The organism is Roseateles sp. P4_D2 (genome assembly GCF_056401875.1).
In genome coordinates this window covers 1-17,618 of record NZ_JBFUIM010000002.1, presented here as the reverse complement: position 1 = coordinate 17,618, position 17,618 = coordinate 1, and the positions used below count along the sequence as shown (strand labels likewise).

Sequence of the window (17,618 nt, the reverse complement as noted above, 5' to 3'; positions counted from 1 at the left end):
CGCTGGGGCGACGCCGAAGCGGGTGAGTGGCGGGGCGTTGGGGTTCGCTGCGCTCACCCCAACCTACGCAAGACGACCGAGTCGTCCCGCCATCGCGTCGCCCGAGCGACGCTGTATTCGGTATTTCTGGTGAGCACGGCGTGCAGCCGCGCGTTAGGCGGCCCGTCGTGGCGATGGATGGTGCGGCCGATAAGGACAGCAGCGAGAGCGCAGCGGTTCGCGTCTTCCCACTCACCAAGCGGCTGTTGCACGGCGCAGCTCGTGCATGTGGTGCTGGTGTGCGGTTCAGGGCCTCTTCTTTGGTGACTTTCTTCTGGCCCCGCAGAAGAAAGTTACCCGGCCGCCGGGACGGACTCCCGGCAATGCAGCGAGCAGGCGCGCTCTCCGCAATAGCAACCAAAAAGGAAGCCGCACTCATTGATGCGCCCCCAACGACAACCCCAGCAACCTTTGCTGCAGCGCCGAATCCTCGATCAACTCCCGCATCAAACCGCGATGCACGATCCTTCCGTCATCCATCACCGCCACCGAATCGCCCAACTCAGCCGCCACCCGAAAGTTCTGCTCCACCAGCAACACCGTCGTCTGCGAGCTCTTCTTCAGCTCCCGCAACGCCGTGATCAGGTTCTGCACGATGGCCGGTGCCAGCCCCTTGCTGGGCTCGTCGATGACGAGCAACTCGCGCGGCTCGATCATGGCGCGGGCAATCGCCAGCATCTGCTTCTGCCCACCCGACAACTTCCCCGCCGGGTGCTGCCAGAAGGTCTTCAGCGCCGGGAACAACCCGAACAGCCACTCCAGCCGTTGCGCATCCAGATCCCCCAACCGCTTGGCCGAACGAGCCGCCAACAGCAGGTTCTCCGCCACGCTCAGCTCACCAAAGATGCCCATGGTCTCCGGCACATAGGCGATGCCGCGCGACGCAATGTCCGGCGTCGCCAGCTTGGTGATGTCCTCGCCCTTGAAGTGCACCGAGCCCGCGCTCGCCGTCCACAGCCCCATCAAGGTCCGCAGCGTGCTCGTCTTGCCGGCGCCATTGCGGCCTAACAGCATCGTGACTTGACCAGCCGGCACGGCAAGATCCACGCCATGCAGGATGTGATACGCCCCGACGTGGGTATGAACCCCGCGCAACTCCAGAAGGTTCATGCCGCCACCCCCAGATAAGCCTCTTGCACGATGGGCGAGGCAATCACCGTGGCCGGGTCACCATCGGCCACCAGCTTGCCCTGGTGCAGCACGATGATGCGGTCCGCCAGCTCGCGCACGACGTCCATCTTGTGCTCCACCAGCAGCAGCGTGTGCTTCTTCTCCGCCTTCAGTGCGCGGATCAGGTCCAGCACCACAGGCACCTCGTCCACGCTCATGCCGGCCGTCGGTTCGTCGAAGAGATAGACCTTGGGGTCGAGTGCAATCAGCATGGCCACTTCGAGCTTGCGCTGGTCGCCATGCGGCAGGCTGGCGGCGAGGTCGTCCGCACGTGAACCCAGCCGCACGCGGTCGAGAATGGCACGCGCCTCGGCTATCAGCTCCTTGTGCGACAGCCACACCGACAGCATGTGCAAGCCTTTGCCATGTCGCGCCTGCACAGCCAGGCGCACGTTCTCCAGCACGGTCAAGTGCGCGAACAGCTGTGTCAGCTGGAACGCCCGGCCCAGGCCGCGCCGCGTGCGCACCGGCGCCGGCAGCTTGGTCAGGTTCTCGCCATCCAGCCAGACCTCGCCACTGCTCGCGGGCAGCTGACCCGAGATCAGATTGAAGTAGGTCGTCTTGCCCGCACCGTTCGGTCCGACGATGGCTGTCAATGTGCCGGGCTGGAAGGCGCACGACACGCCGTCGACGGCCACGTGGCCACCGAAGCGGATCGTCAGGTTCTTGGTTTCGAGCACAGGCCGTCCGCGTTCAACGCTTGTTGCGGATGGGCACGGCCATTTCTTCGGGTTTGATTTCCCTGACCAGCTCCGGCACGCCCCACGGGAACGCCGGGTCCACCTTGATCTTGAAGTGGTACATCGACTGCATCGCCTGGTGGTCTTCGGCGCGGAAGGTCATCTTGCCCTTGGGCGTCTCGAAGCTCATGCCTTCCATCATCTTGATGAGCTTGTTGGTCGCCGTGTCGCCGCCCGTCTTCTTCAGCGCTTCCACCAGCGCAATCGCCGCGCTCATGCCGCCGGCCGTGAAGAAGTCGGGCGGGTTCTTGAACTGTTTGTAGTGGTTGGCCACCAGCCACTCGTTGACCGGGTTCTTCGGGATGCCGAAGTAGTAGTACGTCGCGCCCTCCATGCCCGGGAACTGCTTGTAGGCGGTCATGGCCGGCAGGATGTTGCCGCCCGAGCCGACGCCGATGCCGTAGCGCTTTTGCAGGTCCAGGGCCGCCAGCGCGCCGAAGGGCGGCGTGGCGCCGGCCCACACGACGGCAATGACCTTGGGGCCGGGCTTGTCCTTCAGCGCGTCCACCAGGCGCTGGATGCCGGCGGTGAAGTCGGTCGTCGCCGTGGGCAGGTATTCCTCGTGGACGATCTTGGCCTTCTTCAGCGCTTCCTTGTAGGCCTTCACCGCGTCACGGCCAAAGGCGTAGTCCTGGGCCAGGATGCCGATGTTGAGACCCTGGATGTCCGAGGCGACGGCGTTGCCGATGGCGTCCTGGCTGGAGTTGCGGCCGGTGCGGAAGATGTACTTGTTCCACTTGTCGCCGGTGATGGAGTCCGCTACCGCGGGCTCGACGAGCAGGATCTTCTTGTACTCCTCGGCCACGGGCAGCATGGCCAGGGCCACGCCGCTGGACGACGGCCCGACGGCGATGTCGGCCTTGTCGTCGCCATAGGCCGCGGCCAGCAGGCTCTTGCCGACGTCGGGCTTGCCCTGATCGTCCTTCTCGATGACGACGAGCTTCTTGCCCGCCACGGTCATGGTGCCGCCGGTGGCGTAGTCCAGGCCCATCATGAAGCCGGTCTGCGTCTGCTTGCCGTAGGCCTCCAGGGGGCCGGTCTTGCTGTAGACGTGGGCGATGCGGATTTCCTTGTCCGCAGCCAGAGCGATTCCGGGCAGGGCGACCGCCAGGGCGGCGGCGATGGCAAAGCGGCGCGTGATGGGGCGCATGAGGCTTGTCTCCTGAAGTTCGGGCCTGCTCTATCGGCAGACGGTGTCTTCCCTTTTTGCAAGGGCCGTGCCCGGCGGGGAAGGGGTCGCCGGGGCGGTTTTCTCTTCGGGTTGCTACCAGGTTTTTGGTCGAAACCGCCAAGTTGAGTGTCCAGGATTTGGACGTCGCCTGAGATTCAGACTCTCCAGATCGAGCGTCAGAGCCTGGACAGGTCCACCTCGAATCGCTGCTTGTCGCGTCGCGTGGAATTCGCTGGCAACCCAAGCACGCTGTTGGCCCAGGCAATCAGCTGCGGTATGACCGTGGCTTCGAGGCGCTCGCGGGTCTCACGCGCACGAGCCGCGGGAACGATGCCGGCCGAGATGTGGAACCGTTCGTGAGCCACATTCGGATTCGGCAGCACGAAACGTGCAATGACGAAGCTGTTGGAGCTGGTGTGCCAGAGCGAGGTTTCGGTGCGAATTCCCGCGGCTTCGAACGCGCGTTCGAGCTGGCTGGAGCGAAGCACGAAGCTGTAGCCCTTCGGAAGCGGATCCTTGTGGATGTGCATGGCCGGGTCCGCGAAGCGCCTGTGTCAGGCCTCTTTACCTTCCAGCTCCGGCCACCTCGCCAGCCTTTCGTACAGCGACGCCCGCGAGATCTGCAGCAGCCGGGCCGCCGCCATGCGGTTGCCGCCAGTGGCCTGCAGCGCGCGGGCGATGGCGTCGCGTTCCAGGGCTTCGATCAGCTCGGGCAGAGGCGCAACGGCCTGGGCCGTGGTCATGACCGGGGCGGCGGGCTGAGGTACCGGCGCGGGCGCGGAGGTCGGCAACGCCGAGCCGCCCTGGAAAGTGGCCGCCGTCAGCTGCATGTCGTCGCTCATGAGGCTGACCTGCTCCAGCGTGTTGCGCAGCTCGCGGATGTTGCCGGGCCAGGACTGCTGCATCAGCCACTCGATGGCATCGGGGCTCAGCAGCTTTTGCGGCATGCCGCTGCGGCGGGCGATGTCTTCGCCCAGGGCCTCGGCCAGCGCCTCGATGTCGTCCAGGCGCTCGCGCAGCGCCGGCACGCGAATGGGCAGCACGTTGAGGCGGTAGTACAGGTCGGCGCGGAACTGGCCGGCGGCGACCATGGCGGCGAGGTCGCGGCTGGTGGCGGCAATCACTCTCACATCGACGCGCAGCACCGTGTTGCTACCCAGAGGCTCGACCTCCTGCTCCTGCAGCACGCGCAGCAGCTTGCTCTGCAACGCCAGCGGCATGTCGCCGATCTCGTCGAGGAACAGCGTGCCGCCGTCGGCCAGCTTGAACTTGCCGTCGCGGCCCTTGCGGTCGGCGCCCGTGTAGGCACCGGGCGCGACGCCGAAGAACTCGGCCTCCAGCAGCGTCTCGGGCACGGCGGCGATGTTGACGCCCACCAGCGGCCGGTGCGCGCGGCGCGACGCCGAGTGGATGGCGTGGGCCATCAGCTCCTTGCCGGTGCCGGTCTCGCCGAGCAGCAGCACCGTCGAGTCGGTCTGCGCCACGCGGCGGGCCTGGCGCTTGACCTCCAGCGCTGCGGGGCTGGTGCCGATGAAGCTGGCAATCGTGTACTTGGGCCGGCGCTGCGCGGCGAGCTGGCGGCGCGTGTCCTCCAGTTCCTGCTGCATCCGCGCGAACTTCTGGATCAGCGGCTGCATGGTCGTCTCGGGGTGATCCAGCAGGACCAGGCCCAGCGCGCCGATGACCTCGCCGGCGTCGTTGCGCAGCGGCAGGCGGCTGACGAGGAAGGTGCCGGCCTTGTTGGTCAGCAGATCCACCAGCACCGGTTTGCCGGTCTCCAGCACCTGCAGCATCTGCGTGTTGGGGACCACGTCCTCCACGCGCTTGCCGACGAACTCATGCTCGTCGGTGAACCCCAGCGCCGGCAGGAAGCGCTTGTAGCCGTCGCTGATCCAGACGACCCGGTGGTTGCGGTCGACGACCATCATCCCTTCGGTCGACCGGGCCAGCACGTCGAACATCGACTGGGCGGCCAGGCGCAACAGCCCGTCGACGTCCTGGGGGATGTCGAGGGGAGTGGCTGAGGGTGGGCTCAACGGCATGGCGACGGGCAATGTAACGCGGCCGTCAACCGCAGGTCGCCAATGCAGCGCCCCCCGCATCCGAGGTTGTCGAACAATTTGACACACTGTGAAGATGCATACCGAAATACTCGAGCAAGTTAATGATTCTTATAGGTTTTTCTGTCTTGGCTCGATGCTTGCGAGCGAACCCATTGCCGATGTGGCTTTTCCAAATAGATGGGGTGGGGGTATGACCAAGTTCATGAAATTCGTTGCTGCAGCTTCGCTGCTGGCTTCTTCGCTGTTCGCCGCCCCTGCGGCATTCGCGGGCTGGGTGATCACGCAAGGTTGCGGAGGTTGCGGACCGACGACGACGGTCGAGTTCTTCATCGTCGGCGACACGGGTGCCGGTCCCTTCGCCGGCCCTGGCCTTTCGACTCTGCCGGCGGGCTGGGTGGCGAATCTGGTCAACCCGAACTACGTGATCGCAAGCGGCCCGTCCGTCAATTTGTCGGGCTGGACCGAAAACTACCTGGGCAATATCGCCGACTCCGTCGAGCTCGACCTGTTCTTCTGGACTGGTGCACCCCTTCAGTCGACCATCTCCTTTGCGGCCAACTACACCCGCTCTGGGAATGGTGGCTTGACCCTTCACTGCCAGAGCTTCGGCGCTGGCTGCAACACGATGGACGATCCCAGGGGCGTCAACTACAACCGCAGCGGCGTCCTGCCGGAGCCCGCAACGCTGGCGTTGGTGGGGATGAGCCTGCTGGGTCTGGCGAGTTCGCGCCGCCGTCGCGCCTGAGGAGCCGATCCCGCGCTGACGATCAACCCGCCGGGAGGCGGGTTTTTTCATGCAGGCGCCCGGTGATGCGCGGGGGCCGACAGCATCAGATGGGCCGCGGGGGCCTGGCTGAATCAGAACTTGAACGTCCCGCCAATCGTGAACGTGCGTGGCGGGCCGTAGTAGGCGTTCAGCACGCTCAGCGCGGCGATGTTGTAGCCGTCGGTCTTGTAGGCCTTGTTGGTCAGGTTGCTGCCTTGCAGGAAGAAGCTCAGCTTGGCGTCCTTCTCCCAGATCAGGCCGGCGTTGACCAGCGTGTAGGCATCCTGGGCCAGCGCTTCGGACAGGTCGGTCGTCGGGTAGACCTTGCTGCGGTGGGTGACGCCCAGCCGCGAGCGCAGCGTGCCCATGGCCAGCTTTGCGTTGTGCTCGATGTTCAGGCCCGCTTGGTATTTGGGCGTGTTGGTGAACTTCTTCTGGTCGGCCACGTTGACGCCGCGGTCGATGTATTCGTCGTACTTGGCGTCCAGCGTGGCCAGGTTGCCGCTGATGCGCCAGGCGGGGGTCGGCATCCACAGGAACTCGACCTCGGCGCCCTGCACGGTCGCCTTGCCGGCATTGGTGAAGTCGCCGAAGAAGCCGGGCTGGCCGTTGGCCTGGGTGTAGCTCGTGAACACCGAGAGCTGCACGTTCTTGTACTTGTTGTGGAACACGGCCGTGTTCAGCTCCAGGCGGCCGCCGTCCAGGATCATCTTGGCGCCCAGTTCCAGCGAGTCGAGCTTCTCGTCGGCGAAGGGCCTGCCCGAAGACGGGAACGCCACGGTGTTGGCGCGGATGTTGTAGCCGCCGCTCTTGAAGCCGCGCGAGGCTGTCGTGTAGAGCTTGATCTCCTTGCTGGCCCTGTATTCAAGGGACAGGCGCGGTGAGGTGTTGCTGACCGAGAGGCTCTTGTCGAAATTGGCCGGCACGGCGATGGGCGTGCCGCTGAACTGATCGTTGGCGAAGGCCTGGTTCAGCACGACGGCGCGCTTGTCCTCCTTGGTGTAGCGCAGTCCCGTGCTGACGCTGAAGGCCGGGCTCAGGCGCCAGCTCCAGTCGCCGAAGACGGCCTTGCCCTCGGTGTAGACCAGGCCGTTGGTCGTACCGAATGAGAGGTTGAAGAAATTGTTGCGCACCGTGCCGCCGGCGCGTCCGTCGAAGTAGTAGACACCGACAACGCCCGAGCTGTTCTGGCCTTCGTAGATGGCCTGCAGCTCATGGCTCTGCGAGCTGTCGTGGTACTCGGCGCGCACGTCAGCTGTTCTGTTGGGCAGGCCGTCGAAGTCGATGGAGGTGCTGGTGTCAGAAGCGCGATGGGCCAGGATGTATTTCAGGCTCCAGGCCTCGCTGGCGCCCCAGTTCAACGTCAGCGATTCGCCCTCGCTGCTGGTGCCGTTGGCATTGGGCATGCCTGTCGCGATGTCGTAGCGGCCCGGGGTGGGCGGTGTCTTGGCGGGGTCAAAGGCGCTGACGTTCAGGCGCTGGAAGCCGCGCATGTGCGAGTCGTCGCGTGTGCGGTCCACCGAAACCTGGGCGTTGAAGCTCGAGCCCGTCGGGAACCAACCCAGGGACACGCGGCCGCTGGTCGTGGCCTGGTCGCTGACGGGGCTGCCGTCGGTCAGGTTCTTGCCGTAGCCCTCGCGGTTCAGGCTGGCGCCGGCGACACGGAAACGGATCTGGCCGTCATTGACGGCCGTGCCCACGCCGCCCTTGGCCGTCACCTGGCCATAGCTGCCGATCGCCAGCGTCACCGAGCCCTCGGTCGTCGTGGGGAGCGGCTTGGACACGTACTTCACCGCGCCGCCAATCGTGTTCTTGCCGTACAGCGTGCCCTGCGGGCCGCGCAGCACCTCCACGCGCTGCACGTCGTACACATCCAGCAGCGCGCCCTGCGGTCGGGCGATGTAGACGTCGTCGAAATAGATGCCCACGCCGGGGTCCACACCCCACAGCGGGTCGGCCTGGCCGACGCCGCGGATGAAGGTCGTGATGGTCGTGTTGCTGCCGCGTGCGGCGTAGATGGTCAGGTTGGGCACCTGGCCCTGCAGGTCGCCGAGGTCCTTGATGGCCAGCTTGTCGAGTTGGTCGGCGGTCAGCGCCGTGACCGCCACCGGCACGTCCTGCAGCGACTCCTCCCGCTTGCGCGCCGTGACCTTGACGACCTCCAGCGTCGTCACCGCCGGCTCGACTGCGCTTTGTGCGGCTGCCGGCAGAGCGATCGTGGCGCCCAGCGTGGCGAGGATGGCGAAATGCAGCGGCGAGGGCGCCGGCAGGCGTCGGGTCATGGCTTGTCTCCTGGTTGTTGTGTTCGGAACCAGGAGAGAAAGCGCAAAAGCCATGCCCGCGCCAAGTCGGGGCGAGTTACAGGCAAACCCTTGCGAGCTAACCCGCGAATTTGCCGTCCGTGGCGCTGAGGCCGTCCGGATTCCAGTCGTTTGCCGGCGCGGACGGTGTCCAGTTTGCAGACAACGACCCTTGGGGCTGCAAGGGACGAAACCCGCAGCTATCCTGCGCCGCTTGCCCCAAATCCCTCGGAGACGACCCATGCTCAAACGCCTGCTTCCCGCCGCCATCGCCATTGGTTTCAGTGCCACCACAGCCTTCGCCGCCGGCCCGCAGCTCAAGGGCCAGGCGCCGGGCTGGTACCGCATGCAGCTTGGCGATTTCGAGGTCACGGCCCTGTCCGACGGCACGCTGGACCTGCCCGTCGACAAGCTGCTGCAGCAGCCCGTGCCCAACACGGTCAAGGCCCTGCAGCACGCCTACCTCGGCGTGCCGCTGGAGACATCCTTCAACGCCTACCTGATCAACACCGGGGCCAAGATCGTCCTCGTCGATACCGGCGCCGCTGGCCTGTACGGCCCGACGTTGGGCCGGGTATTGGCCAACCTCAAGGCTGCGGGCTATGCGCCTGAGCAGGTCGACGAAGTGGTCATCACGCATATGCACGGCGACCACATCGGCGGCACGGCTGTCGACGGCAAGGCCAACTTTCCCAACGCGACGCTGCGCGTGGACAAGCGCGACGCCGACTTCTGGCTGGCACCCGAACAGGTCGCCAAGGGCGACGGTGCCAAGGCCATCGCGGCCAACGTGAAGGCGTATGCCGACGCGGGCCGCTTCAAGCCCTTCGACGGCAGTGCCGGTGGCGTCGAGATCGTCCCCGGCGTGAAGGCCTACCCGGCCTATGGCCACACGCCCGGCCACAGCAACTACGTCGCCGAGAGCAAGGGCCAGAAGATGATGTTCTGGGGTGACCTGATGCACGTCGCCGCCGTGCAGTTCCCGGAGCCGGCCGTGACGATGAGCTTCGACTCCGACCCCAAGGCCGCCGCGCCCGCCCGCGAGAAGGCCTATGCGGCTGCGGCCAAAGACGGCTACTACGTGGCGGTCACGCACGTGTCATTCCCCGGCATCGGCAAGCTGCGCGCCGACGGCAAGGGCTATGACTGGCTGCCGGTGAACTACTCGGCAAATCGTTAGAGCCTGCACCAGCACCGGCGCGCGGGTCAGGTAGTTCTCGCGCCAGCCGGCGGCCCCTCGATCGCGAGCCAGGCCAGCCGCGCCGCATCTCTGGCGGCCAGCGGCTGCTGCAACCCGCCCAACTCCACGCGCTGCGCCGCGTCGGCCAGACGCAGCAGGACTCGATCAGGGCAGGCGCGCGACATGAGCCGCATGGTGCCCCAAATGAAACGGCTTGCGGCCTCAGCGAGGGTGGCGGCGCTTCCCAACGAAGCCCGCCAGCACCAGCAGGCCGGCCGCCATCAGCGCAGGCGACGGCAGCTCGGGCACCGGGGCCGACCAGGCGCTCAGGTAATTGAAGCCCGACGATGACATGACCTGCAGGTCGGCCAGCGCGAGCGGGTTGCCGGCGGCATCGAGGGCCCCTTGGATACCGTTCCAGGCGAAGGTGTGACTGAAGTCGGCGTAGGAGTTTCCCTCGGCATATAGCGCGGCGAAGCCACAACCGCGGCAACTCACGCCACCCTGCGCCGAGGCGCCCACCGAGGCCTCCATGGTCAGCACCGTCGGCACGCCGTTGCCGACCGTCGCCACGAAGCTCCTGAGGCCAGTAGCCACCGCGCTGCGGTCGATCAGGCCGTTGCTGTTGTATTCGCTTTCGCTGCGGCCGTCGGAGAGGTTGCCCAGCGAGACATGCCAGCGCATGTCGGTGACCGTGCCGTAGCCCGACAGGCCCTGGGCGAACTGGCCCATGCTGGAGATGCTGCCGGTGACATTGATCCCGAAGGTCAAGGTCAGCGGTGCGCCGACCGCCAGCCCGGGCACGGAGAAGGTCAGGCCGTCGCTGAAGCTGGCACCGGCGTAAGCGGTGCCGCGGCCGAGGATGCGCGCAAACCAGGCGTCGCCGGGCGACAGGAACAGCCCGTTGCCGGTGCCGGTGGCCTGCAGTTGAATGCCCCCCGCCGCCACCTGCGCCCAGCTGCTGGCGCCCCCGCCGGCATCGGCCGTACCCACCTGGGCATGTCTGCCGACGCCGACGCTGGCAGTGGCCGTTCCGCTGGCCCGCGTGTCGCGCTGCTGGTCGCTCGACCCCAACACGACCGGGGCGAGTTCGTTGACCGAGGCCTGGCCCAGCGCTTGGGCGTTGACCTCGGCGGTGGCGGTGTAGGCGGCCAGGCAGGCCGGTGCGAGTCCGATGCTCAACGTGAGCGCGGCAACCCAGGGCAGGACACGGTTCATGAGGGGCTCCAGCCAGGTGAGGAGAAAGCCAGTCTAGCCGCGGCAGCGTCAGCGGAGCGTTATGCGGCGCGGCCGGCGGCCACCCGTTCAGGTACCCAGCAGCTCGCCGATGGGCTGCAGCCCCTCCACCCGGTCGCACACCGCCTTGACGCTGGCCAGGATGGGCACGGCGAGCAGCAGGCCCCACACGCCCCACAGCCAGCCGAAGGCCAGCACGCCGATGAACACGACGACCGCGTTCATGCGGCTGCTGCGGCTGCTCAAATACGGCATCAGCAGATTGCCCGACAGCGTGTGCACGCCCAGCGCGATGCCCGACACCAGCAGCGCCATGTCCACGTTGCCGAACTGCACGAAGCTCATCAGGCCCGCGCTGGTGGTCAGCACGGCGGCGCCGAGATAGGGCACGAAGTCCAGCACGAAGGCCACCACGCCCCAGACGGCCGCGTGCTCCAGGCCCACGAGCAGGAAGGCCAGCCAGATGGTCAGGCCCACCACGGCGCTGGTAAACACCTGCACCAGCAGGTAGCGCTGGATCTGCGCACCGATCTCGTCCAGGGTCTGGACCGTCAGGCGCCGTTTGGCGAATGTCGGGCCGGCCAGGTGCACCAGCTTGCGCCGGAAGGTGTCGCCCGATGCCAGCAGGAAGAAGGCGATGAACACCACCACCATCACCGCGCCCACCGAGGCCAGCAGGCCCAGTGTGCCGGTCCAGAGATAGTCATGCAGGTTGAAACGCGGCCGCTCGACGACGACGCGTGTGATGCCGCGCGAGCTTGCTGTTGCCGGTCCCGGCGCGCCGGCCTCGGCCGCCTGCTCCAGCTGGGTGGCCGCCTTCTGCATCTGGACCAGGGCACTGCTCGATCCGGGCCGGTGGGCCGCCACGGCCGCGCGCACTTTCTCGGTGGCTGCGGGCAGTGATTCGAGCAGCTTGCCGGCGTCGTCGGAGAGCGCATAGCCCGTCCAACCAACAGCGCCCACCAGGCTCAGCAGCAGCATGGCTGCGGCCACCGCGCGCGGCAGCCGCAGCCGCTGGAGCTGTTCGACCACCGGCGCCAGTGCATAGCTCAACATCAGGCCGAGCAGCAACGGCACGAAGACCGCAGCGGCCACATGCAGGGTGAACAGCACGGCCACCAGCGCCAGCAGCGCCAGCGAGAAGCTGCGCACGTCCACCGGCATGTGCAGGCGCAACGGTTCGCTGGTGGGCGGTGCAGGGTCGGTGCTGTTGGGAAGGGCGCTCATGACGGAGCAGCGTACGCGCTGTTACACCCACCCGTGCTCGCTCTTGCACGCTTCACGGCGCCGTCCGACACGGGGGCGTTGTGGCGGCCGACAAGGCGTTGCGGTGCTGGTGGCCGACCCTGTGACATGCGCCTTTTCACCCAACAGTTTGCGCGCCAGACCGCCCGCGTGCTGCACAACCCCTGGGGCTTCGCCTGGCAGACGCTCAAATCCTTCCGCGCCAACCAGGGCCTGCTGCTGGCCGGTGCGGTGGCCTATTACGCGCTGCTGTCCATCGTGCCGCTGATGATCCTCAGCGTCATCGCGCTGTCGCACTGGGTCGACCCCGCGCGGCTGCTGCAGACGGTGGGCCGCTACCTGGAATGGCTGGTGCCGGGGCAGTCGGCCGCCGTGGTGGCCGAGCTGGCGCGCTTCCTGGCCCACCGCGAGGTGATGGGCTGGGTGCTGCTGGTCAGCATGCTGTTCTTCAGCTCGCTGGCCTTCTCCGTGCTGGAGAGCGCAATGTCGGCCATCTTTCATCACCGGCGCAAGCTCAACCAGCGGCATTTCCTGATCTCGGCGCTGATCCCCTATGTCTATATCCTCTGCCTGAGCGTGGGCCTGCTGCTGGTGACGCTGGTGGCCGGCCGCTTCCAGGCCCTGGGTCAGCGCGAGGTGGAGCTCCTGGGCTTCAGCTGGTCGCTGGACGGGGTGTCCGGCGTCATGCTTTATCTGCTGGGGTTTGCCGGCGAGGTTTTCGTGCTGGCCTCGGTCTACATGGTCATGCCGGGCGGGCGGCCGTCGCTGCCGTTGGCGCTGATCGGTGCACTGGCCGCCGCCCTGCTGTGGGAGCTGTCGCGCCATGTGCTGGTCTGGTACTTCGGCACGCTGTCGCAGATCGGCACCGTCTACGGCTCCCTGACCACGGCCATCGCCGTGCTGTTGAGCCTGGAGGTCGCGGCCACGCTGCTGCTGTATGGAGCCCAGGTCATTGCGGAGTTCGAGCGGCTGGGCGAGACCTGATCATCCTTGCGATGGTGGTCAGGTTGATGACCGCAATAACCACCTCCAGCGCCGTGCCGCCGATGGAGCCTGCGATCAGGTTGTTGGCGATCCACAGCCCGGTGCCACACAGCATCAGCAGCCGCATCGGAATGCCCTGCAGCGTGAAGAGGGCAATCGTGCCCAGGCAGGACGCCGTCAGCGGCAGCCAGTCGCTGGGCCTGTGGGCCAGGCCCAAGCCAAAACCGAGGTTGGCCGCCACGATGACGACGGCCACCCACACCGAACGCGTATGCAGCGACAACAGCGAACGCAGCATGGACAGAGATGAACTCACCACCGCCGTCGGGTTGCCCAGCAGCGCGAAGTGGGCGACATAGGCAATGCACTCGCCCGTCATGAACCACTTGAAGCGGCGGTCATCGGTCTGCAAGAAGCAGCCGACGCCGAGCACAAAGGCGACATAGCCGAAGAGTTGAGCGGGCGAGAACCAGTCGGCGATGGGCATGCGGGCGGGGACGCGGAGGTCGTCGACCCCGAGAACTAGGGAGGCGCGGCGGTGGGCCGGAGATTGTCCCGCTGACGCCAGGAAAGCCCATCTTCGTGCATGGCAGGGCGCATTCCAGGCGGTTATGCCGCCCGCTTGAATTGGCAGGGCATTGCCGGACTAACCCGCTGGTCGCTGCACAGTGGTTTTGCAGACCATGCGACCCGCCCTCAGTTCACGCGACGCCGTCGCCCCGCCCATGACCAAGAAGACGCTGCTTGCCGGCCTGGCAATAACTGGTTTGCTGATCGGTGCAACGGCCCGCGCCGAATTGCAGCCGCGTGCCAACGGCGCCATGGTCTACGACACGCAGACCAACCTGACCTGGCTGGCCGATGCCACCACCGGCGGGCTGCGCACGCAGGCCGACGCGCTGCAATGGGCGGCTTCCTTGAGCTTTGGCGGCTTCGACGACTGGCGCCTGCCGGTGGTGGCGCCGGTCAATGGCAGCGCGCTGCAGCTGGACTATTCAGAGGACGGCTCCACCGACATCGGCATCAACAACAACGGTGCAAACAGCGAGCTGGGCCACCTCTTCTACGCCAGCCTGGGCAACACGGCCGCCGGGCCCACGCAGACCGGCTCGTTCAGCGGCCTCGTCGATCCGAACAGCCCGGTCGGGCCGGTGTTCTGGACGGGCACGGCCTCCGAACCCGGCTGGGCCTTGAGCTTCTTCATGGGCATGGGTCTGCAGGACCAGCTCGCCACCGACACCCTGGCCCAGGCCTGGGCGGTGCGCGTCGGCGACGTGGCCGCGGTGCCCGAGCCCGCCAGCGTGCTGCTGATGCTCGCCGGCCTGCTGGCCATCGCGGCACGCCGCCGTCAGGGCTGAGGAGGCCGCCATGAAAGCACTTGCTCTCTTCGCCCTGTGTCTTGGCCTGGCCACCACGGCCCATGCCGGCTACACGCCCACGCCCAACGACTGGGCCTGCACCAACAAGGTCGGTGGCACCTGGACCCATGGCCGCGCCCCTTCGGGCTGCGACGCCAACGCCTTCGGTCCCGACAGCTTCGTGCGCGGCAACTACACCGGCACCATCTTCAATGACGCGTCAGCCAACCTCGTCGACGAGCGCAAGCGCTACATGCAGGCCATGTACCCGGTCATCCGCGACGCGAGCGACCGCTACCTGCGCTCGCGCAAGCCGGCAGTGTCGGCGCGCGAGCTGGAAGCCTTCCAGCGCGGCACCTACGCAACGCTGCGCCAGGAGACCTTCTGGTCGCACTACCGCGACGCGCAGACCGCCGCCGGCCAGCCCTATGCGCTGAAGATGATGCGCGGCGACAGCGGCCACGGCCACGGAATGATGCAGGTCGACGACCGCTATCACTTCGTCCAGCTCCAGGAAGGCAAGGGCTGGAACATGATGCAGAACTTCACCTACGCGATCGACATCTACTACGCGGCGTGGGAGGCCGCACCGGCTTCCTGCATGGGTGGCGTGACGACGCCGACGGGCACGACGGCACAGGTCGACGAGTACTGGCGCGGCCGCGCGCGCTCGGCCTGGTCGGCCTACAACGGCGGCCCCACCAAGGTCTGCCGCTGGCAGAACGGGTCGGATGTCAACGTGGCCAAGGACAACGGCTACCGCGACAACTACGACGCGAAGCTCTGGCTGGTCGACATCGCCGACCTCAACAAGGCCGCCGGCATCGACGTGGCCTGCCTGATGGACAACGGCCCCAGTTGCCCCGTGCCGGTGGGCGGCAACGTCGAGCCCGGCAAGCTGCTGCAGGTCGGCGCCGCCGCCTGCGTGCTGGCCGGCAACAACACGCTTGAGTGCGTGGACGACGTGCGCGACGCCGCCTGCCTGGCCGGCCGAGCCAGCTTCGACGAAGGCAGCATCACGCAGGTGTATGTCGCGCAGACGGCCAGCTACGCCCGCATCGACCACAACCGCCACCAGCTCTGCCGCGCCCAGGTGCCCGGCCTGCAGTCGCTGGCCAGCGCGATCGCCACGTTGCAGCCGCTGGACCTGCGCTCGGCGCCGGGCGGCATGGTGCTGGGCCAGGCGGCGGCGGGCACCTACCAGGTGCTGGACTTCATGGTCAGCGGCGCGCAGCAGCAGAAGCGCCTGTATCGCATCCGTGCCGACATCAATGGCGCGCTGACCGATGGCTGGGTCGACGCAGGAGATGCCGGCACGCATGCCACGCTGGCGGTAGGTGCCGCGCCAGCCGGCCCCGGCGCCATCGCTTATGCGGGCGACTGGGTCAAGGTCGTGCCCAACCTCAACATGCGCGCCACGCCGGGCGGTGCGCTGTTGATCGCCATTCCCGCCAACACCGCCGTGCAGGTCAAGGAGGTGTTCGGCACCGCGTCGGCCAACAACCTCTACTACCGCGTCGAGTACACGCACAACGACGGCGTGCTGCGCGAGGGCTGGATCTTTGCCGGCAACCTCTATCCGGCGTCTACGCTGGCCAGTTGGGCGCTGCCGACCGCTACGCCGTCGGCACAGAAGCACGCCCATTGCCCCAATGGCACGCGCTACGACAACCATCTGCGCCAGTGCATGAGCACCAGCTCCACCTACGGCCCCTTCACGGCCGCAGCGGTGCAGGCTTGTGTTGACGGTTCAGGCGGCGCGGTCTGCACGGCCAACCGTGCGACGGTCGTCGACGGCGTGGCGCTGGCGATGCCGATCTGGAGCAAGGCTCTGGCCGCCGCAGCCACCGGCAATGGCGACTGCCCGCGGGGCGCGGCGCGCTCCATGGCGCACCGCTTCCATTGCACCGAGACCGTGACCCGCAACGGCGCCACCGAGACCGACGTCTACGGCCCCTTCGGCACGGCCCTGGTCAACGCCTGCCTGGTGCGTTCCGGCAACGCCGCCTATTGCCGGACCAACCGCTGGCCGGCCGTGGCCTTCCTCGCCCTGCAGCCCTGAGCGGCGATGAAGGCAGCGCTGACGCTGGCCGCCGCCGCGGCCGTGGTGACAGGGCTGTGGTGGACGCAGCGGGGCGACGCCGTGCCCGTCGCCGCCACCGCCCGGCCCGCTTCGCCTGCGGCGCTGCCGCAAGCTCCGTCCACCAGCGCCTCGACGCCGGCCGGGCCGCTGCCGGCTGCCACAGCCGCTGTCGAGCCCGCCGCAGTCGCATCGCTCGGCAGCGCGCCGCCGGCGCAGGCCCTGCGCACGCTGGTCCGCTGCCACGCCACCGACAGCTGCCGCCTGACCCGCGGCGAAGGCCTGGACGAGCACTTCGAGGTGGTGCGCCTGCTGCTCGAGCAACTGGACCGCCTCACCGCCCATGGCAGCCCCGCCGACCAGGCCGCGTGGGCGCGCGAGCTGCTGGCCTTCCCCGACGGCCATGTGCAGGCCGCGGCCCTGGCGATGGCCGCCCGGCTGCCCCCGTCGGCCGAGACGGCGGCGGCGGCCGTCGCGGCACTGAGCCGCACCTATGACGCGGTGCTGCTTGCCAAGGCCTATCCGGTCCTGCAGCAGTGGCAGCAGCTCGGCCTGTCCAGCGGCTACGACGACATGTTCGTCGGCCTCGTCCACACCGGCGGCTGGCAGGCCGCGCAGTCGGTGGCCGAGAACGTCGGGCCCTTCCTGAACGCCGGCAACGTGGGGCGCTTCGAGCAAGTGGCCCGCCAGTTGCAGCCCGGCGCGCGCCAGCAGGCCCTGCTGCGCTCGCTGCGCGACTATCAGCTGCAGCATGCGGGTGGCTGAGCGAACCCGCCGTCGTTGACGCGCTGGCCGCTGCGCTGAGCGACACACCCGAAGTCGCCACTGCCGCCGCCCAGTCCCTCACGGAGCTGAAGGACCCGCGCTCCGGCGAACGTCTGCTAGCCCATGCCGCCTCGCCCCGCCTCCACGCTCGGCAAGCTGCGCGCCACGGCCGCCGCCACCGCGCTGCGCGCCGCCATGGACGACGACTACTGGCAGGTCCGCCTGCGCGCCGCCCGGGCGCTGGGCCGCATTGCCGACGCGCAGGCCTTGCCCGTGCTGAGCCAGGCCCTCATCCACCCCGCCGGCAACCTGCGCAAGGAGGCGGCCATCGCGCTGGGCGACATCGGCGACGGGGCGGCAGTGCCCGCCCTGCAGGCCGCCGCCGCTGACCCGGACCCCGAGGTCCGCAAGGCCGTGCGCCTGTCGCTGCAGCGCCTGGGTGCACCGGCCGGGGTGGACCGATGAGCGATCTCCCGCAAGCCGTCGAGCTGACACCCGCCGCGCTGCACCTGCGCTGGCCC

General features: G+C 67.7%; 17 protein-coding genes. 7 read left to right on the top strand and 10 right to left on the bottom strand.

Translation table 11 applies throughout. The annotated features are described in order from the left end of the window. Positions 1-414: 414 nt before the first annotated feature. The 5 genes from AC1DW0_RS03360 to AC1DW0_RS03340 form a co-directional block, all read right to left on the bottom strand. On the bottom strand, positions 415-1,149 hold the full coding sequence (locus tag AC1DW0_RS03360; RefSeq protein ID WP_477944928.1) for an ABC transporter ATP-binding protein: 735 nt from the start codon (positions 1,147-1,149) through the stop codon (positions 415-417). Then, positions 1,146-1,889: an ABC transporter ATP-binding protein gene (locus AC1DW0_RS03355; RefSeq protein WP_457392069.1), complete on the bottom strand. Its 744-nt coding sequence runs from the start codon at positions 1,887-1,889 to the stop codon at positions 1,146-1,148. The genes AC1DW0_RS03360 and AC1DW0_RS03355 overlap by 4 nt, the downstream gene beginning before the upstream one ends. Positions 1,890-1,902: 13 nt before the next feature. After that, the gene (locus AC1DW0_RS03350; RefSeq protein WP_477944927.1) at positions 1,903-3,099 is read right to left on the bottom strand and encodes a substrate-binding domain-containing protein; all 1,197 of its coding nucleotides are present in this window, start codon (positions 3,097-3,099) and stop codon (positions 1,903-1,905) included. A gap of 197 nt (positions 3,100-3,296) precedes the next feature. After that, on the bottom strand, positions 3,297-3,650 hold the full coding sequence (locus tag AC1DW0_RS03345; protein ID WP_056200949.1) for a hypothetical protein: 354 nt from the start codon (positions 3,648-3,650) through the stop codon (positions 3,297-3,299). Positions 3,651-3,674: 24 nt separating this feature from the next. Further along, entirely contained in the window at positions 3,675-5,162 is a 1,488-nt protein-coding gene (locus AC1DW0_RS03340; RefSeq protein WP_477944926.1) for a sigma-54 interaction domain-containing protein, read from the bottom strand. A gap of 211 nt (positions 5,163-5,373) precedes the next feature. Here AC1DW0_RS03340 and AC1DW0_RS03335 point away from each other — a divergent pair, with 211 nt between their 5' ends. Next, positions 5,374-5,928, top strand: a complete 555-nt coding sequence (locus AC1DW0_RS03335) for a PEP-CTERM sorting domain-containing protein (protein ID WP_477944925.1) — start codon at positions 5,374-5,376, stop codon at positions 5,926-5,928. Between the two features lie 113 nt (positions 5,929-6,041). Here AC1DW0_RS03335 and AC1DW0_RS03330 read toward each other — a convergent pair whose 3' ends face one another. Next, a complete protein-coding gene (locus AC1DW0_RS03330; RefSeq protein ID WP_477944924.1) occupies positions 6,042-8,231 on the bottom strand; it encodes a TonB-dependent receptor in 2,190 nt (729 codons plus the stop codon). A 259-nt stretch (positions 8,232-8,490) separates the two neighbouring features. Between AC1DW0_RS03330 and AC1DW0_RS03325 the strand changes: the two genes are divergently transcribed. Next, positions 8,491-9,429 carry an MBL fold metallo-hydrolase gene (locus AC1DW0_RS03325; protein ID WP_477944923.1) on the top strand — a complete coding sequence of 313 codons (939 nt, stop codon included), beginning with the start codon at positions 8,491-8,493 and terminating at the stop codon, positions 9,427-9,429. A gap of 26 nt (positions 9,430-9,455) precedes the next feature. Here AC1DW0_RS03325 and AC1DW0_RS03320 read toward each other — a convergent pair whose 3' ends face one another. The 3 genes from AC1DW0_RS03320 to AC1DW0_RS03310 all read right to left on the bottom strand — a co-directional run bounded on the left by AC1DW0_RS03320 (position 9,456) and on the right by AC1DW0_RS03310 (position 11,892). Next, on the bottom strand, positions 9,456-9,614 hold the full coding sequence (locus tag AC1DW0_RS03320; RefSeq protein ID WP_477944922.1) for a hypothetical protein: 159 nt from the start codon (positions 9,612-9,614) through the stop codon (positions 9,456-9,458). A 37-nt stretch (positions 9,615-9,651) separates the two neighbouring features. Next, positions 9,652-10,647 (bottom strand): hypothetical protein, encoded by a 996-nt coding sequence (locus AC1DW0_RS03315; protein ID WP_457352110.1) that lies wholly within the window; start codon positions 10,645-10,647, stop codon positions 9,652-9,654. An 87-nt stretch (positions 10,648-10,734) separates the two neighbouring features. Beyond that, positions 10,735-11,892 (bottom strand): AI-2E family transporter, encoded by a 1,158-nt coding sequence (locus tag AC1DW0_RS03310; protein WP_056200924.1) that lies wholly within the window; start codon positions 11,890-11,892, stop codon positions 10,735-10,737. 126 nt (positions 11,893-12,018) lie between these two features. Here AC1DW0_RS03310 and AC1DW0_RS03305 point away from each other — a divergent pair, with 126 nt between their 5' ends. Beyond that, positions 12,019-12,894 (top strand): YihY/virulence factor BrkB family protein, encoded by an 876-nt coding sequence (locus AC1DW0_RS03305; protein WP_056200922.1) that lies wholly within the window; start codon positions 12,019-12,021, stop codon positions 12,892-12,894. On the opposite strand, the gene AC1DW0_RS03300 is transcribed toward AC1DW0_RS03305, so the two are convergent. Beyond that, positions 12,860-13,381 (bottom strand): YgjV family protein, encoded by a 522-nt coding sequence (locus AC1DW0_RS03300; RefSeq protein WP_056200917.1) that lies wholly within the window; start codon positions 13,379-13,381, stop codon positions 12,860-12,862. The two genes, AC1DW0_RS03305 and AC1DW0_RS03300, sit on opposite strands and share 35 nt — an antisense overlap. Before the next feature lie 196 nt (positions 13,382-13,577). Here AC1DW0_RS03300 and AC1DW0_RS03295 point away from each other — a divergent pair, with 196 nt between their 5' ends. The 4 genes from AC1DW0_RS03295 to AC1DW0_RS03280 all read left to right on the top strand — a co-directional run bounded on the left by AC1DW0_RS03295 (position 13,578) and on the right by AC1DW0_RS03280 (position 17,562). Next, entirely contained in the window at positions 13,578-14,252 is a 675-nt protein-coding gene (locus AC1DW0_RS03295; RefSeq protein WP_457352114.1) for a PEP-CTERM sorting domain-containing protein, read from the top strand. A 10-nt stretch (positions 14,253-14,262) separates the two neighbouring features. Further along, positions 14,263-16,314: a hypothetical protein gene (locus AC1DW0_RS03290; protein ID WP_477944921.1), complete on the top strand. Its 2,052-nt coding sequence runs from the start codon at positions 14,263-14,265 to the stop codon at positions 16,312-16,314. Positions 16,315-16,320: 6 nt separating this feature from the next. Beyond that, entirely contained in the window at positions 16,321-17,097 is a 777-nt protein-coding gene (locus AC1DW0_RS03285; protein ID WP_477944920.1) for a hypothetical protein, read from the top strand. A 123-nt stretch (positions 17,098-17,220) separates the two neighbouring features. Beyond that, positions 17,221-17,562: a HEAT repeat domain-containing protein gene (locus AC1DW0_RS03280; RefSeq protein WP_477944919.1), complete on the top strand. Its 342-nt coding sequence runs from the start codon at positions 17,221-17,223 to the stop codon at positions 17,560-17,562. The last annotated feature ends 56 nt before the right edge of the window (positions 17,563-17,618 follow it).

Coding starts and splice junctions, on each gene's coding strand:
- AC1DW0_RS03360 (WP_477944928.1), bottom strand. CDS start 1,149: ATGAACCTTCTGGAGTTGCGCGGGGTTCATACCCACGTCGGGGCGTAT.
- AC1DW0_RS03350 (WP_477944927.1), bottom strand. CDS start 3,099: ATGCGCCCCATCACGCGCCGCTTTGCCATCGCCGCCGCCCTGGCGGTC.
- AC1DW0_RS03345 (WP_056200949.1), bottom strand. CDS start 3,650: ATGCACATCCACAAGGATCCGCTTCCGAAGGGCTACAGCTTCGTGCTT.
- AC1DW0_RS03340 (WP_477944926.1), bottom strand. CDS start 5,162: ATGCCGTTGAGCCCACCCTCAGCCACTCCCCTCGACATCCCCCAGGAC.
- AC1DW0_RS03335 (WP_477944925.1), top strand. CDS start 5,374: ATGACCAAGTTCATGAAATTCGTTGCTGCAGCTTCGCTGCTGGCTTCT.
- AC1DW0_RS03330 (WP_477944924.1), bottom strand. CDS start 8,231: ATGACCCGACGCCTGCCGGCGCCCTCGCCGCTGCATTTCGCCATCCTC.
- AC1DW0_RS03325 (WP_477944923.1), top strand. CDS start 8,491: ATGCTCAAACGCCTGCTTCCCGCCGCCATCGCCATTGGTTTCAGTGCC.
- AC1DW0_RS03320 (WP_477944922.1), bottom strand. CDS start 9,614: ATGTCGCGCGCCTGCCCTGATCGAGTCCTGCTGCGTCTGGCCGACGCG.
- AC1DW0_RS03315 (WP_457352110.1), bottom strand. CDS start 10,647: ATGAACCGTGTCCTGCCCTGGGTTGCCGCGCTCACGTTGAGCATCGGA.
- AC1DW0_RS03310 (WP_056200924.1), bottom strand. CDS start 11,892: ATGAGCGCCCTTCCCAACAGCACCGACCCTGCACCGCCCACCAGCGAA.
- AC1DW0_RS03305 (WP_056200922.1), top strand. CDS start 12,019: ATGCGCCTTTTCACCCAACAGTTTGCGCGCCAGACCGCCCGCGTGCTG.
- AC1DW0_RS03300 (WP_056200917.1), bottom strand. CDS start 13,381: ATGCCCATCGCCGACTGGTTCTCGCCCGCTCAACTCTTCGGCTATGTC.
- AC1DW0_RS03295 (WP_457352114.1), top strand. CDS start 13,578: ATGCGACCCGCCCTCAGTTCACGCGACGCCGTCGCCCCGCCCATGACC.
- AC1DW0_RS03290 (WP_477944921.1), top strand. CDS start 14,263: ATGAAAGCACTTGCTCTCTTCGCCCTGTGTCTTGGCCTGGCCACCACG.
- AC1DW0_RS03285 (WP_477944920.1), top strand. CDS start 16,321: ATGAAGGCAGCGCTGACGCTGGCCGCCGCCGCGGCCGTGGTGACAGGG.
- AC1DW0_RS03280 (WP_477944919.1), top strand. CDS start 17,221: ATGCCGCCTCGCCCCGCCTCCACGCTCGGCAAGCTGCGCGCCACGGCC.